This window comes from Pseudomonas sp. Bc-h (assembly GCF_002080045.1).
Classification (GTDB): domain Bacteria; phylum Pseudomonadota; class Gammaproteobacteria; order Pseudomonadales; family Pseudomonadaceae; genus Aquipseudomonas.
The window spans coordinates 285,579-298,401 of record NZ_MUIN01000011.1 but is presented as its reverse complement, the minus strand read 5'-3'; the positions used below and the strand labels follow the sequence as shown (position 1 = coordinate 298,401).

The window sequence follows — 12,823 nt, the reverse complement described above, 5'->3', positions numbered from 1 at the left end:
GTTCAGCCCATCAGAAAAACGAGCGCACGACCTTCAGCGTGACAGCACTTTCGCACTGGCTGTTATGGCCGCTGTAAGCGGTGCAGTCGGCGCCGCTGAGGCTCGAGCCGCTGTACATCAGGTTCATGTCCATTCCCAGCCACGGGCGCGAGACGTTGAACGACCAGTCGTTGTAGGCGCTGACCATGCCACCGCCGTCGATGATCGCTGGCGAGTCGAGCTGGTGGTTGCCGTACTGCACGCGCAGATCCAGACCCAGCGAGGCCAGGCCGCCGAGGTCGAGAAACAGCGTGCTGTCCTGACGTCCGGCGTCGGTGCTGACGGCCGTGCCGATTCGGCTGTCGAAGATGCGAAAGCCGGCGTACAGCTCGTGGCTGTCGATCTGGTCGGTGTTCGGATAGCTGTACCGAATGACCCCAAGCTCATAGCCCAGCGTCTTGTCGAACGGTTTTTTGAAGCCCATGTAGGAATCGACTTCGAGCGTCGTGTCAGGGGAGAGCCCGGCGCTGGGCGACCACTGGCCGAAGTAAAAACCACTGTCGTGGGTCAGGTCCAGCCCGCCGTGGAAGGCTGAGTCGCCTGCACCGGGCGTCACCAGACCCTGGGCCATGGTCCGGCTCGGCGTGGTACCCAGTTTGAGGCTGAAGTCTCCCACTTCCCGCTCCAGCACCTGAGCACTGGCGGGTTGATGGACAAACGCCGCACACGTCAGCAGCGCGCCGGTCCAGCGTGTAAAACAGCGAGCATAAGGCATGCTTCACTCCTTTCAGGTTCGTAGGAGTGGGATCGAAGGTGTCGTATCGAAATGCCGAGGGCCCGATAGGAACCGCGAGCTAGAGCCTCGCAAGCATACCGTCGAATGCCGCGATGAATCGACCGCTGGTCGATTCATCGCAGAAAATCTGAACTTCGCGATCAGTTGTTCGTTGAGACGAGCCGGTTGACGACGATCAATGCCTGAGGAAACGACGGGTATCCGCTCTTGGCGACGTCCAGTTCGTCGTACTTCAAACGGTACGCCCGGGCCTTTTCCTGATCCCGCATGCCGGCCTGTTGGGCAAGTAGCGCGATCGCCAGCGGGTATTTGCGATCTGCCGAATCCTGCAGCATCTCGTTGACCTGGGATTCATCAGCGTTGAGCCGCAGCAGCAGAACCGCCTGATAAAACTCCGCTTCGCCCGTCTTGTCCTGACGCGCCGCGCGTTTGAGCAGGGCACTGGCCAGCTCGTAGTTTTCCTGACGACGTTCGTTGATCAGCAGTTTGGCTTGAAGCATATCGTTCTGATACAGCAGGTAATCGGCGCGGCAAGGGCTGCCGACCGTTGAGGTGTCGCAACGGTGTGTTGCACAACCGCCCAGGCCGAGGCAGAGCAGGGCACCGAAAAACATCCATTTGGTCATATCGGGTTTCCGCAGAGACGTCTGGTGATCAGGGCATCGTCCGGGCTGTCTGTTCGTTTTGGCCGGTTCTGGACGAGCGGGCTATGTCGAGACAGTAAAGCAGAGCTTTGTTGAAGCAGGGGAGCGATGGACCTGGCGCTTTGTGATCAAAGCGCCTGGATGTCGACCGCGGAGGCGGGGAAAAATTTACTTTTTACCGAGGGAGATCTGTTTCGATGGGCCGAAGGTCTGGCCGCTTACACCTTTGGCGATCTGCTGGATTTCGCCGCCGGATTTCAGGAAAGCCGCAATTTGTGCGTTGATCGAATCGCTGGTCTCAACGGCAGGAGCTGGCTTGGCTTTCGAGTTGGATGCTTTTACGCGCATGGCTGCTATTAACCTATATAAAATTAATACGGCCGGCCATCTTATCGGAATCTCGCGCAAATTGCTTGGTAAATATCCGCGGCGGACCATAGCCCCATGAATCGTGAGCGCGCAAATCATTTTTCGCAAAGATCGCCTAAATGACTGTTTTAATTGCCATGATTTCTGTGAATCGCCTTTGAAAAACGCCTCGGTTAACTGCGGATATCCAGCACCTGACCTGACGAATGGCCCATTGGCCGAGGTTCGGCCGCGAACCTCTCTCGTTAAATCCTTGATTTTCAAGGCCTGCGAATGACCACCGCAACCGGAGCGCGCGTAACCGGCAACAGCAGGGCAAACTCGGGTAGAATGCCGCCCACGTAATGAGGGTATTTGGACATGGCTTTAGTCGGGCGCTACAACAGTTTGCAAGTGGTGAAACACACTAACTTCGGTTTATATCTTGACGGGGCGCAGGACGGCGAAATATTGCTGCCCAACCGTTATATCCCCAAGGATATTCCCAGTGAAGATGAAGATTGGCTCAACGTCTTTATTTATCTGGACAGCGATGACAAGTTAATCGCTACCACGGAAAAGCCAAAAGTTCAGGTCGGTGAATTCGCCAGTCTCAAAGTCGTTGAAGTGAACAGCATCGGCATCTTCCTGGACTGGGGCCTGCCCAAGGATCTGCTGCTGCCGTACTCCGAAGAAAAGCGCCCGCTCAAGGCCGGTGATTACTGCGTAGTGCACGTCTATCTCGACAAGCACACCCGCCGTATCACCGCCACCACGCGCCTGGACCGGTATCTGGACAAAGTGCCGGCCAACTACGCGGTGGGTCAGGAGGTGGACCTGCTGGTTGCCGAAGAAACCGCCATGGGTTTCAAGGCGATCATCAACAACAAGCACTGGGGCCTGATCCACAAGAACGAAGTGTTCAAGTTCCTGCGTTCGGGTAAGCAGGAGAAGGGCTTCATCAAGGAAGTGCGCAGCGACGGCAACATCAGCTTGAGTCTGCAGCCAGTGGGCGAGCAGCTTGCCAGCAGCCTCAACGCGAAGATTCTCAGCAAGTTGCGTGAGAACAACGGTGTACTGCCTGTCAGCGACAAGAGCGATCCGACCGTGATCAGCAACCTGTTCGGCGTCAGTAAAGGCAACTTTAAAAAGGCCATCGGCGCGTTGTACAAGCAGGGCCAGATCGTGATTCACGCCGATCGCATCGAACTGGTCTGAGTCGGACCCGCTCCATGTGGACCTGCGTCATCGTCGAGCAAAAAGTGCAACGCTTTTTGCAGCTATCGTCGATGGTCGCAGGTCACAGCAGATGAGCGCGCCAGCCGGTGCGTCGCCACTGCTGACTCAGGCCCTCCATCATGAAACGATTTCTCAGTGCTTACCTGCCTACACTTTTCGCGTTTCTGCTGCTCGACGGCCTGTGGCTCGGCGTGTTGATGGGGCCGACCTATCGCGACTGGCTCGGGCCGTTGATGCTGGCGCAACCGGTGATCTTTCCGGCAGTGCTGTTCTACCTGATCTACATCGTCGGCATTGTGCTGATCGGCGTATTCCCGGGCGTCAGACAAGCCAGCCTGAAACATGCCGCCGGTTACAGCGCGCTGCTCGGTGTGATGGCCTACGGAACGTACGATCTGACCAATTGGGCCACGCTGCAAGGCTGGCCGTCGCAGTTGGCACTGGTGGATTGGGCCTGGGGGACATTTGCGTCGGGTGTGGCGGGGGCGGTGGGATATCTGACGAGCCGCCGATTCGGGGCTTGAGGATACGATGCGGCTGGCGCTCTGCTGGAACAGTCGGCTTGCCAGCGGTGACGTATTTGGGTTCGCTACCGCCGGCAAGCCGGACTGCTACAAAATTCAACTTTGTGATGAAGAATCTGCTGGTTACTTCTGCACAAACGCCGCAAAGCCCAGGTTCGCGCCGTTTGGACGCATGTCCTTGAGGTAGGAATCCTTGTCCGCCGACAACTCCAGGCTGACCGTGGATTTGCGTTTGCCTTCATTGCGAATCACCACGCCGTCTTTCTGCTCGCGCAGGAATTTGGTGGTCACTTTCAGATGAATGAGTTCGTCGGTGGCAGGCGTGTGCAACAGCAGGTGCAGCCATTCGTACTGGCCTACCGCTAGCCGGCTCACGGGCAGGTCGAACCACCAGATGTTGCGCTTGGGGTCCAGTACGGCGAAGTGGGTATTGTTGGTGCCCAGCACGGCACCGCCCAGTTGTTCATTGCGGCGCGCAATGGCTTGCTGCTTGTCGATTTTCATAGCGTTCCTGTGGATCCGAATCTGTTGAGTCCGTGAGTGCAGGATAGGCACTGTCCGGCTCGGCCGCGCATTCTCCGGGGTTGGCGGGCAAACATAAAGGCCAAAACGGGCGAGGCCGATGAAAAGTGCTGTTACACCTGCCCAAACGCCGCTTGGGAAATAATTGAAACTCTGGGGAATGGAGGCCGGTCAATCTCTACGTCGAGGTTATGACACCTGATTCTTACCGAGGAGAAACACGATGAGCAGCACTGGCGATAAAGTCAAAGGCATGGCCAACGAAGCAGTCGGTAACGTCAAACAAGGCGTGGGCAAAGCGACTGACAACGATAAACTGCGCGCAGAAGGCAAGGCGCAGGAAGTCAAAGGCGAAGCACAGCAAGCGGTCGGCAACGCCAAGGACGCTGTGAAAAAAGGCGTCGACAAGGCCTGACGGCCTGCGCGCTTCGGGTGTAGCAGCCTCAAGCGGTTAACCCAGTCACCTGTAGCGGCCATCCTCTGATGGCCGTTATTGTGTCCGGCCGAAGATGTTCTGAAACGTATCGGCCATAGCAAAAGTGCTTAACTCACTGTAAAAAGCCGGCCCGTAATGGCGGGCACATGGAATTTCAAAGCGTTTGCCCGCTCGTATAGGTAAATGTGCTTCGCATACATCTACGTCGCGAAAGGAGACGCCATGATATTCCCGGATTTGCGCCAACTACGTTTGAAGACGGTGTTGGTCAGAACGGTCAAAGAATTTCTCGATGACGAGATGTCGACTTACGCCTCGGCGCTGGCTTATCAGACGTTGTTCTCGCTGTTCCCGTTTCTGCTGTTCTTGATCGCCCTGATCGGTTTCCTTCATCTTCCCGACTTCTTCAGCTGGCTGCGTTTGCAGTCGGAACTGGTGCTGCCGCCCCAGGCGCTGGACCAGGTCAATCCGGTCATCGACCAGTTGCAGCAGTCCAAGGGGGGGCTGCTGTCGGTCGGTATTGTCATCGCGCTGTGGAGTGCATCCGCCGGTGTGCGCCTGATGATGAGTGCGATGAACGCGGCGTACGACGTGGTTGAAGAGCGCCCGGTCTGGAAACGCCTGCCGCTCTCGGTGCTGTACACCATAGGCTTTGCCGGCATGCTGCTGGTCGCGGCGGCGCTCATGGTCACAGGCCCGCAGGTGATGGGCTGGCTGGCTGCACAGATCGGCATGGAAGATTTCATCGTCACGCTTTGGACGATCCTGCGCTGGCCGGCGATCATCCTGCTGCTGATGATTTCGGTGGCTATGATGTACTACGTCATGCCCGACGTAGAGCAGGAGTTCCGGTTCATCACCCCAGGCTCGGTGCTGGCTGTCGTGGTCTGGATCGTCGCATCGCTGGGATTTGCCTGGTACGTGAAGACCTATGCCAACTACGACGCCATGTACGGCAGCATCGGCGCCATCATCGTGTTGCTCCTGTACTTCTACATCTCCGCGTCGGTTCTGTTGCTCGGAGCAGAGATGAATGCGGTGATCGAGCACATGTCGCAAGAGGGCAAGGCCAAGGGTGAGAAAGTCGCCGGTGACGGGGGTGTCGACGCCGAGCCAGGCACCGAGGTGCCTGCGGGCCAGAAGAAACACGTTTCGGGGCTTGGGCGTGATCACAGTCGGGATTTCATCGATCACCACAGCGATCACGGCGACCACAGCCACGATCATGACTACGACCCGACGCTGCATCCCCTCAAGACCGATAAAAGCTGATCGATAGTGTGGCAGGATGCGCGTCTGACCGGCGCATCCGCCCCTTCAAAAGGTTCTTCCATGATTCGTGAAATTCTGAAAATGGGTGACGAGCGCCTGCTGCGTATCGCGCCACCCGTACCCGAATCCATGTTCGGCTCCAGCGAGCTGAAAACCCTGATTGACGACATGTTCGAAACCATGCGCAGCGTCGGCGGCGTGGGCCTTGCCGCGCCGCAGATCGGCGTCGACCTGCAACTGGTGATCTTCGGTTTCGAGCGCAGCGAACGCTACCCGGAAGCGGAAGCCGTGCCGCAGACCATTCTGCTGAATCCGCTGATCACGCCGCTTGAACAGACCCTCGAAGAAGGCTGGGAAGGTTGCCTGTCGGTGCCCGGACTACGCGGTGTGGTGGAGCGCTACGAGCACATACGCTACGAAGGCTTCGACCCGGATGGAAAGCCCGTTCAGCGCGTGGCTCGTGGGTTCCATGCGCGGGTGGTGCAGCATGAATGCGATCACCTCATCGGCCGCCTGTACCCGTCGCGCATTACCGATTTCAGCCGCTTCGGGTTTACCGAAGTGCTGTTCCCCGACATGGACCCGAATGCGGATGATTGAGGAGACCTGATCAGCGGGACGACCTCTGAGAAACCGGCTTCGACCTCCGCCTATTTCTCTGGCTTGATGAACCGCAACGTCATCCGGTCCGATTCACCTATCGCCAGATACTTCGCCTTGTCCTGCTCGCCTTTGACCAGCGCGGGCGGCAAGGTCCAGACGCCGTCGGGGTGGTCCTTGGTGTCCTTGGTGTTGGCGTTCACTTCGCTTTCTCCCGCCAGAGTAAAGCCTGCCGCCTGCGCCAGCTTCACCACATAATCGGTGGGCAGGTAGCCGTTCTTTTCATTGTCCTTGGCAGTAGTGCCCGGTTTTGCGCGGTGATCGACAACGCCCAGCGTCCCGCCCGGTTTCAACACGTCGTAAAACGCCTTGAAGGTTGCGGCTTCATTTCCCGCATCGACCCAATTGTGCACGTTGCGAAAGGTCAGCACGGTGTCGGCAGACCCCGCTTTGCCGAAGACCGGCGCATTGGGCTGATAGTCCACGACCTCGACCTTGCCGTAACGGGCCGCGTCGGCCGCGTATTTCTGCTTGAGGTTGTCGGCTGATTTCTTCGCGTAGTCGCTGACTGAAGGGTCGACGATCGCGGCCACGTAATGCCCTTTGTCCTTGAGCAGTGGCGCCAGCAGTTCGCTGTACCAGCCGTTGCCGGGGGTGATCTCGATGACAGTCTGGTCGGTGCGCAGACCGAAGAACTGCAACGTCTGCTCGGGATGGCGGTACTGATCGCGGGCAGCGTTTTGCGGCACGCGCCAGTCGCCTTTGAGCACCGTGGCGAACTGTTCGTGGCTGACGTTGGAAGCAGGGGCGGGTGTTGCGGCGCAGGCCAGGGTCGATCCGAAAACTGCAGCAAGGGAAAAAGCCAGAAGCGTCGGTTTCATGTGCATCCCGTTCAACGACAAAAAGTGATGGGACGAGGCTAGCACGGGAGTTTCAGCCGGAGATGGCACGTTTGGTTTGGTCGACCGCTTAAACCGATCTAAGCCCCGACTCGGATTCGTCTGCACTACCGCCATTGTGAGCAAGCTCACTCCAACGGGAGAGTGCTGTGCCCTGTAGAAGTGCCTTGCTCGCGATGGCGTTGGTGAAGTCAGCAGCGATCTGAATACAAAAACGCAATCAGAGACTTCGTCTGTCGATAACGCGTCAGTCGATCAACCAGCTCTCGCGGCAAAACCTCGGTTTCAACAAACCCCAGTCGCTGATAAAACCCTGCCAGGCCGGGTTCGCAAAACAGCCAGACCCGGCGGTCGACCCCCGCGATAGCCGCCTCGACCAAACGGCTGGCGATACCTTGCCCGCGTTGCTCGGGGGCGACGAACAGCCCGGTCAGCCACTGCCCATCCTGTACGGCTCGCAAGCTCAATGCCGCGACGATTTCACGGTCCCTGGCGACCCATATCTGCGCATTACCCTTGGCGCGCATGGATGAGCGACGAGCGCGGTAGAACTTCTCCAGCAGGGGGCGTTGAAGCTCGGGTAACTGAGTGAACAGCATGAGTGGCAGAGGCTCGGCGGGTAGTCAGGCCTTCGTTCTACCCTCATAACCAATCGGTCTACAAGATTTTCTGGTGTCGCGTCACAACAGGTCATCACCCGGACGCAGGACCCAGCGATGCCCCATTATCTCGACGACGCTCAACGCGACGACATCCTGCGTTTGCGCGCAGGCTTCACCGGCCGCACGGAGTGGCCGACGTGGCTGTTGCTGATCGGGGTATACAGCGCCTGGCCCGCGCTTTTGCTGCTCAGTCCGCGGCTGGGTGTCTGGCCGACCACGGCGCTGATGATTCCGCTGACGGTGCTGTGGATGTCGCTGCAGCACGAATTGCTGCACGGCCATCCCACCCGCCATCTGTGGCTGAACAAGCTGCTGGGCTACGCGCCGTTTGCCGTGTGGTATCCATACACCCTGTATCGCGACTCGCACCTGTTGCATCACCGCGACGAGGACCTGACCATTCCTGATCTGGACCCTGAGAGCCGCTATTTGAGCCGCCTGAGCTGGGAAGAAACAGGCGCTTTCATGCGCCTGCTGCGCTGGCTGGACAAGACCCCGCCGGGGCGTTTGCTGTTCGGCGTGCCCCTGGCGCTGGGCAGTCTGATTGTCGATGAATCCCGACGCCTGCTGCGCGGCGAACGTCAGGCCTGGTTCATGTGGTCGACCCACGGTTTTTTCCTGCTGCTGATGTTCGTATTCATCGAACGTTACAGCGCTCTATCGAGCCTGCATTATCTGCTGTTGATCACGGTGCCCGCCTTGGCGATCTCGATGGTGCGGTCGTATTACGAGCACCGTCCCAGCGAACAGCCGCAACAGCGGACCGTGATCAACGAAGCGTCGTGGCCGTGGCGGTGGCTGTTTCTGAACCTGAACTTGCACTTGGTGCATCACGACCTGCCGGGCCTGGCCTGGTACCAGATTCCGGCGGTGTACAGTGCCCGCCGCGAGGAGTGGCTGGCACGCAGCGGTGGTTTTCTGGTCTCTGGATATGCTGAACTGTTTCGGCGTCACAGCTTCGCCCCCATCGACAGTCCTCAACATCCTTCTGCCTAGCGCCGGTGCTCGAACATGTCTCAGGGTTTCGCCGAATTACTGATGTACGTTGCCCCGCAGCGGGTGCGTGAAGCCCAGGAGCAGTGGCTGACGCGGGTGCTGGAAATCCTTTCGGCGACGCGTCTGGATGCGCAAGCGCTCGACCTCAAACAGCTGTGGCTATCGCCGCAACTGCTGCTGACGCAAACCTGCGGCTATCCGCTGATGAAAATCCTGCGTGGGCAAGTTCAGGTAGTGGGGCGACCGGTTTATCAACTCCCCCATTCGGCTGGCGGCAATCATTGCAGCCTGATCGTCGCCCGGGCCGACGATCCTCGGCAGCGGCTTGAAGATTTCCGCGGCAGCCACGGTCTGCTCAACGCTCAGGACTCCAACTCCGGCATGAACCTGTTCCGCCACACGCTGGCGCCGTTGCAGCGAGACGGTCATTTTTTTGCGCAGGTATCGTTGACCGGAGGCCATCGCAACAGCCTCGTGGCGATCAAGGCGGGGGAGGGAGACCTGGCGGCCATCGACAGCGTGACGTTCGACTATCTGGCGAGGGATCGCAGCGAAGAGATTGCGGGGGTGAAGGTGATTGCGCGCACCGCGTCGGGGCCTTGCCTGCCTTACGTCACGAGGATTGGTGCAGATGCACAAGCGATTCGTGAAGCGATGAATCAGGCGTTGAAAGATTTGCCCGAGGTCGCGGCGGTCTTGGCGATCGCTGAAGTATTGCCTGCAAGCGAAGCAGATTACCAAGTGCTGCTGCAATACGAACGTGCCGCGATGGACATGGGGATAACACAGCTTTAGCAGCACGGCCTGCCGGCGGTGGAGATCTTGCGAATGCCTCCGTTGGTAGCTGTACTGCAAAATTTGCTATTTCTGTTTGGTCTATAAAAATCGCTTTTAAATATTATTAATGCATAAAAACCCTTGTTAGCATGGCGCCACCGGAACACCGGACAGAACAATAAATCCATGCCAGGGGAAGTCTTATGTCCGGCGCCGAGCTGTCCCATCGCCAATACCTCAGTGATCTGTTTCAGCAGCATTATTCATGGCTGTGTGAGCGGTTGTGCCAGCATCTGAATTCCCGCGCCTGCGCCGAAGACATCGCCTCCGAAGCCTTCCTGCAACTGTTGGCGTCGCCTAACGTGGTGCCAATCCGGGAGCCGCGAGCGCTGCTGACCACCATCGCCAAACGCCTGGTTTACCAACGCTGGCGCCGTCGTGATCTGGAGCGTGATTACCTTGCAGGGCTTGTGCAGGAAGACAATCCGCACGTGGCGTCAGCCGAAAGTCTGGCCGCGACCCTGCAACTGCTCGATCACATCGACCGTCGTCTCAACCGCCTGCCGGCCAAGATCAAGAGCACCTTCGTGTTGTCCCGCGCCGACGGCCTGACTTACCCCGAAATTGCTGCGCAACTGGGTATCTCCTCGCGCTCTGTCAGCGATTACATGGAGAAAGCTGAAACCTGTTGCCTGCGCGCTTGTCTGGAATGAAGCGTGTGCTGTGCTAAACCCAACTGAGCGTTTTCCATCCTTGAGGCACGAGAGACAACAATGACATCGATCAAACACCTGCTGGGCGGCTCGTTGCTGGCACTGGCTGTGCTGACCGGCCCGGCGCACAGCGCGGACAAACCGGCTCCGATCCACTTTGGTGACATCACTTGGGAAAGCGGCAGTCTGATCACTGAAATCCTGCGCACCATCGTTGAAAAGGGCTATGGCTATCCGACCGACAAACTGCCGGGCAGCACCGTAAGCCTTGAGGCAGCGCTGGCAAAAAACGACATTCAGGTGATCGGCGAAGAGTGGGCCGGACGCAGTCCCGCGTGGGTCAAGGCCGAGGCGGAAGGCAAGGTGTACGGCCTGGGCGATATCGTCAAAGGCGCAACCGAAGGTTGGTGGGTGCCGGAATTCGTGATCAAGGGCGACCCGGAAAAAGGCATCAAGCCGCTGGCGCCGGACCTGAAATCGGTCTCCGATCTGCCCAAATATAAAGATGTGTTCAAAGACCCCGAATCCCCGGACAAGGGGCGCTTCCTCAACAGCCCGAGCGGCTGGACTTCGGAAATCGTCAACACGCAAAAGCTCAAGGCCTACAAACTCAACGACAGCTACGTGAACTTCCGCACCGGCTCGGGCGCGGCGCTGGATGCGGAGGTCGCCTCGTCCATCCGTCGGGGCAAACCGGTGCTGTTCTATTACTGGTCGCCGACCCCGCTGCTGGGTCGTTTCAAGCTGATCAAGCTGGAGGAGCCGCCATTCAACGAAGCCGCCTGGAAAACCCTGGCTGACGCCAGCAACCCGAATCCGATCGGCACAAGTTCCCTGGCGGCGCACTTGGCAATCGGCGTGTCCGAGCCGTTCCACAAGCAATACCCGGAACTGGTGAGCTTCTTTCAGAAGGTCGATCTGCCGATCGATCAGTTGAACACGACGTTGGGTGAGATGAGCGAGAAGCGCCTGGAGCCGGACGCTGTGGCCAAAAGCTTCCTCAAGGATCACCCGGAAATCTGGACGCAGTGGGTGCCTGCGGACGTGGCGAAGAAGGTGACGGCGGGGCTTTGATTACAGTGCACTGACTGTAGCAGCACGGCTTGCCGGCGCTTCCGGTCATAAGAGCGCTACCGCAGGCAGGCCGGACTGCTACAGGATGATTGGCGCAGGACTGGCAGGCATCCCCAGCCTGCGCCATGCTCATGGTTGGTATCCGATCCACCCGCGAGACCCGCCATCATGAACACGCCCATTCCCTCCCTTCACACCGACCGACTGATGCTTCGCGAACTCACCCCCGACGACACACCGGCGCTGGCGCGGATCCTGGGTGACGCCCAAGTCATGCGCCATTCTGTGCGTGGCGTACTGAGCGAGCAGGCTACCGGCGAGTTCATCGACTGGTGCTGCCAGTCCTACCGCCAGCGCGGCTTCGGGCCCTGGGCCGTGGTGGACAAATCCTCGTCAACCTTGGCCGGGTTCTGCGGTCTGAATGCTGAGCGCGTGGACGACGCCGATGAGATCGAGATCGGCTATCGGCTCGCGCCGGGCTTCTGGGGCAAGGGGCTGGGCACCGAAGCGGCTCGCAGCGCGCTGTCCCATGGCTTCGACAGATTGAAGATCGACTCGCTGATCGCCATCGTCGAGCCCGCCAACATCGCGTCGGTCAAGGTGATTCAGAAACTGGGTTTCAGCAGCTTCATCCACAGCCAGTACCACCGCCACGGCGTCAGGATCTACCGCATGAACGCCCAGCAATGGTCGTCACGGCCCGCACCGAGGGACTGAAACGCGCTGTAGCAAACCTGGCTGACTGGCAAACCTAGGCTCAGGTGCTAGCTTCACCGAGCAGTCAATGAGTTGATCACACAGATAAAGTCGCCGGGGAGAGGACATGGGATATAGCAGATCGACTGCGTTGACGATTTTGAATGTGGCAGCCGGGCTGTTGTTCGGCCTTGTGCTGGAAGTCCCAGGTTTTGCCGTGGCCGCCGAAGCCGCACCATTGCCCGCCAGCGCGCTGGCGTTCGTCCAGGACCGGCATCTGGGGGAAAGCCTTGGCTGGCTGGGGTATCAGGTGGCTTCGCGCACGGTGACCTTCAGTACTATCGTCGAAGCCGTCGGGCGAACCAAGGCTCAGGAAATCGTGCAGGACGAGTTGCAATATCTGCAGCCGCAATACCAACAGGAATGGGATCGCAACCTTGCAGAGGCGTACGCGGCGTCGTTCACCGCCGATGAGCTGACGGCACTGAATGTCGGTGATCCGCCGCCCGAAGTCGCCAACAAATTCCGCGCCAGGCAGCGCGATGTCGGCATGGACATGAAGGGTCGTTCCAGTGAACTGCTCAAGGTCTATGTGTCGACGGCGCTGGACAACGCACTGAAAAAAGCCAAGCCTTAGCGCTTCAGG

17 protein-coding genes are annotated in these 12,823 nt (G+C 58.9%); 11 read left to right on the top strand and 6 right to left on the bottom strand.

Going from position 1 to position 12,823, the window contains the following annotated elements:
- Positions 1-10: 10 nt before the first annotated feature.
- The 3 genes from BWR59_RS21730 to BWR59_RS21720 all read right to left on the bottom strand — a co-directional run bounded on the left by BWR59_RS21730 (position 11) and on the right by BWR59_RS21720 (position 1,767).
- Positions 11-754: a TorF family putative porin gene (locus BWR59_RS21730; RefSeq protein WP_081567689.1), complete on the bottom strand. Its 744-nt coding sequence runs from the start codon at positions 752-754 to the stop codon at positions 11-13.
- 161 nt (positions 755-915) lie between these two features.
- Entirely contained in the window at positions 916-1,401 is a 486-nt protein-coding gene (locus BWR59_RS21725) for a hypothetical protein (protein WP_081567688.1), read from the bottom strand.
- A 186-nt stretch (positions 1,402-1,587) separates the two neighbouring features.
- Positions 1,588-1,767 (bottom strand): hypothetical protein, encoded by a 180-nt coding sequence (locus BWR59_RS21720; RefSeq protein ID WP_037012170.1) that lies wholly within the window; start codon positions 1,765-1,767, stop codon positions 1,588-1,590.
- A 381-nt stretch (positions 1,768-2,148) separates the two neighbouring features.
- On the opposite strand from BWR59_RS21720, the gene BWR59_RS21715 reads away from it, so the two are divergent.
- Together BWR59_RS21715 and BWR59_RS21710 are read left to right on the top strand one after the other, a co-directional pair.
- On the top strand, positions 2,149-2,985 hold the full coding sequence (locus BWR59_RS21715) for a S1-like domain-containing RNA-binding protein (protein WP_081567687.1): 837 nt from the start codon (positions 2,149-2,151) through the stop codon (positions 2,983-2,985).
- Between the two features lie 140 nt (positions 2,986-3,125).
- Entirely contained in the window at positions 3,126-3,530 is a 405-nt protein-coding gene (locus BWR59_RS21710) for a DUF2177 family protein (protein ID WP_081567686.1), read from the top strand.
- A gap of 123 nt (positions 3,531-3,653) precedes the next feature.
- Here the strand turns inward: BWR59_RS21710 and BWR59_RS21705 are convergent, their stop codons facing one another.
- Positions 3,654-4,034, bottom strand: coding sequence for a hypothetical protein (locus tag BWR59_RS21705; protein ID WP_081567685.1), 381 nt, complete (start codon positions 4,032-4,034; stop codon positions 3,654-3,656).
- A 241-nt stretch (positions 4,035-4,275) separates the two neighbouring features.
- Between BWR59_RS21705 and BWR59_RS21700 the strand changes: the two genes are divergently transcribed.
- From BWR59_RS21700 to def, 3 genes are all read left to right on the top strand, one after another.
- Positions 4,276-4,467: a CsbD family protein gene (locus BWR59_RS21700; RefSeq protein WP_081567684.1), complete on the top strand. Its 192-nt coding sequence runs from the start codon at positions 4,276-4,278 to the stop codon at positions 4,465-4,467.
- A gap of 243 nt (positions 4,468-4,710) precedes the next feature.
- Positions 4,711-5,760: a YihY/virulence factor BrkB family protein gene (locus BWR59_RS21695; RefSeq protein WP_081567683.1), complete on the top strand. Its 1,050-nt coding sequence runs from the start codon at positions 4,711-4,713 to the stop codon at positions 5,758-5,760.
- 60 nt (positions 5,761-5,820) lie between these two features.
- A complete protein-coding gene (gene def / locus BWR59_RS21690; RefSeq protein ID WP_081567682.1) occupies positions 5,821-6,360 on the top strand; it encodes a peptide deformylase in 540 nt (179 codons plus the stop codon).
- A 50-nt stretch (positions 6,361-6,410) separates the two neighbouring features.
- Here def and BWR59_RS21685 read toward each other — a convergent pair whose 3' ends face one another.
- Positions 6,411-7,241, bottom strand: coding sequence for a class I SAM-dependent methyltransferase (locus BWR59_RS21685; protein WP_081567681.1), 831 nt, complete (start codon positions 7,239-7,241; stop codon positions 6,411-6,413).
- 209 nt (positions 7,242-7,450) lie between these two features.
- The gene (locus BWR59_RS21680) at positions 7,451-7,858 is read right to left on the bottom strand and encodes a GNAT family N-acetyltransferase (protein WP_081567680.1); all 408 of its coding nucleotides are present in this window, start codon (positions 7,856-7,858) and stop codon (positions 7,451-7,453) included.
- Positions 7,859-7,975: 117 nt separating this feature from the next.
- Between BWR59_RS21680 and BWR59_RS21675 the strand changes: the two genes are divergently transcribed.
- The 6 genes from BWR59_RS21675 to BWR59_RS21650 all read left to right on the top strand — a co-directional run bounded on the left by BWR59_RS21675 (position 7,976) and on the right by BWR59_RS21650 (position 12,814).
- Entirely contained in the window at positions 7,976-8,917 is a 942-nt protein-coding gene (locus tag BWR59_RS21675) for a fatty acid desaturase (RefSeq protein WP_081567679.1), read from the top strand.
- Between the two features lie 15 nt (positions 8,918-8,932).
- The gene (locus BWR59_RS21670) at positions 8,933-9,712 is read left to right on the top strand and encodes a PhnD/SsuA/transferrin family substrate-binding protein (RefSeq protein ID WP_081567678.1); all 780 of its coding nucleotides are present in this window, start codon (positions 8,933-8,935) and stop codon (positions 9,710-9,712) included.
- Positions 9,713-9,897: 185 nt separating this feature from the next.
- On the top strand, positions 9,898-10,407 hold the full coding sequence (locus BWR59_RS21665) for a sigma-70 family RNA polymerase sigma factor (protein WP_081567677.1): 510 nt from the start codon (positions 9,898-9,900) through the stop codon (positions 10,405-10,407).
- A 60-nt stretch (positions 10,408-10,467) separates the two neighbouring features.
- Positions 10,468-11,481 (top strand): ABC transporter substrate-binding protein, encoded by a 1,014-nt coding sequence (locus BWR59_RS21660; protein ID WP_081567676.1) that lies wholly within the window; start codon positions 10,468-10,470, stop codon positions 11,479-11,481.
- A 168-nt stretch (positions 11,482-11,649) separates the two neighbouring features.
- The gene (locus BWR59_RS21655) at positions 11,650-12,198 is read left to right on the top strand and encodes a GNAT family N-acetyltransferase (protein WP_081567675.1); all 549 of its coding nucleotides are present in this window, start codon (positions 11,650-11,652) and stop codon (positions 12,196-12,198) included.
- A 106-nt stretch (positions 12,199-12,304) separates the two neighbouring features.
- Positions 12,305-12,814 carry a hypothetical protein gene (locus tag BWR59_RS21650; protein ID WP_081567674.1) on the top strand — a complete coding sequence of 170 codons (510 nt, stop codon included), beginning with the start codon at positions 12,305-12,307 and terminating at the stop codon, positions 12,812-12,814.
- The last annotated feature ends 9 nt before the right edge of the window (positions 12,815-12,823 follow it).

Bases quoted from the DNA above. Each gene is read 5' to 3' on its own strand.
- BWR59_RS21665 (WP_081567677.1), top strand. From the start codon at position 9,898: ATGTCCGGCGCCGAGCTGTCCCATCGCCAATACCTCAGTGATCTGTTT.
- BWR59_RS21710 (WP_081567686.1), top strand. From the start codon at position 3,126: ATGAAACGATTTCTCAGTGCTTACCTGCCTACACTTTTCGCGTTTCTG.
- BWR59_RS21700 (WP_081567684.1), top strand. From the start codon at position 4,276: ATGAGCAGCACTGGCGATAAAGTCAAAGGCATGGCCAACGAAGCAGTC.
- BWR59_RS21670 (WP_081567678.1), top strand. From the start codon at position 8,933: ATGTCTCAGGGTTTCGCCGAATTACTGATGTACGTTGCCCCGCAGCGG.
- def (WP_081567682.1), top strand. From the start codon at position 5,821: ATGATTCGTGAAATTCTGAAAATGGGTGACGAGCGCCTGCTGCGTATC.
- BWR59_RS21715 (WP_081567687.1), top strand. From the start codon at position 2,149: ATGGCTTTAGTCGGGCGCTACAACAGTTTGCAAGTGGTGAAACACACT.
- BWR59_RS21725 (WP_081567688.1), bottom strand. From the start codon at position 1,401: ATGACCAAATGGATGTTTTTCGGTGCCCTGCTCTGCCTCGGCCTGGGC.
- BWR59_RS21730 (WP_081567689.1), bottom strand. From the start codon at position 754: ATGCCTTATGCTCGCTGTTTTACACGCTGGACCGGCGCGCTGCTGACG.
- BWR59_RS21675 (WP_081567679.1), top strand. From the start codon at position 7,976: ATGCCCCATTATCTCGACGACGCTCAACGCGACGACATCCTGCGTTTG.
- BWR59_RS21655 (WP_081567675.1), top strand. From the start codon at position 11,650: ATGAACACGCCCATTCCCTCCCTTCACACCGACCGACTGATGCTTCGC.
- BWR59_RS21660 (WP_081567676.1), top strand. From the start codon at position 10,468: ATGACATCGATCAAACACCTGCTGGGCGGCTCGTTGCTGGCACTGGCT.
- BWR59_RS21680 (WP_081567680.1), bottom strand. From the start codon at position 7,858: ATGCTGTTCACTCAGTTACCCGAGCTTCAACGCCCCCTGCTGGAGAAG.
- BWR59_RS21720 (WP_037012170.1), bottom strand. From the start codon at position 1,767: ATGCGCGTAAAAGCATCCAACTCGAAAGCCAAGCCAGCTCCTGCCGTT.
- BWR59_RS21695 (WP_081567683.1), top strand. From the start codon at position 4,711: ATGATATTCCCGGATTTGCGCCAACTACGTTTGAAGACGGTGTTGGTC.
- BWR59_RS21705 (WP_081567685.1), bottom strand. From the start codon at position 4,034: ATGAAAATCGACAAGCAGCAAGCCATTGCGCGCCGCAATGAACAACTG.
- BWR59_RS21650 (WP_081567674.1), top strand. From the start codon at position 12,305: ATGGGATATAGCAGATCGACTGCGTTGACGATTTTGAATGTGGCAGCC.
- BWR59_RS21685 (WP_081567681.1), bottom strand. From the start codon at position 7,241: ATGAAACCGACGCTTCTGGCTTTTTCCCTTGCTGCAGTTTTCGGATCG.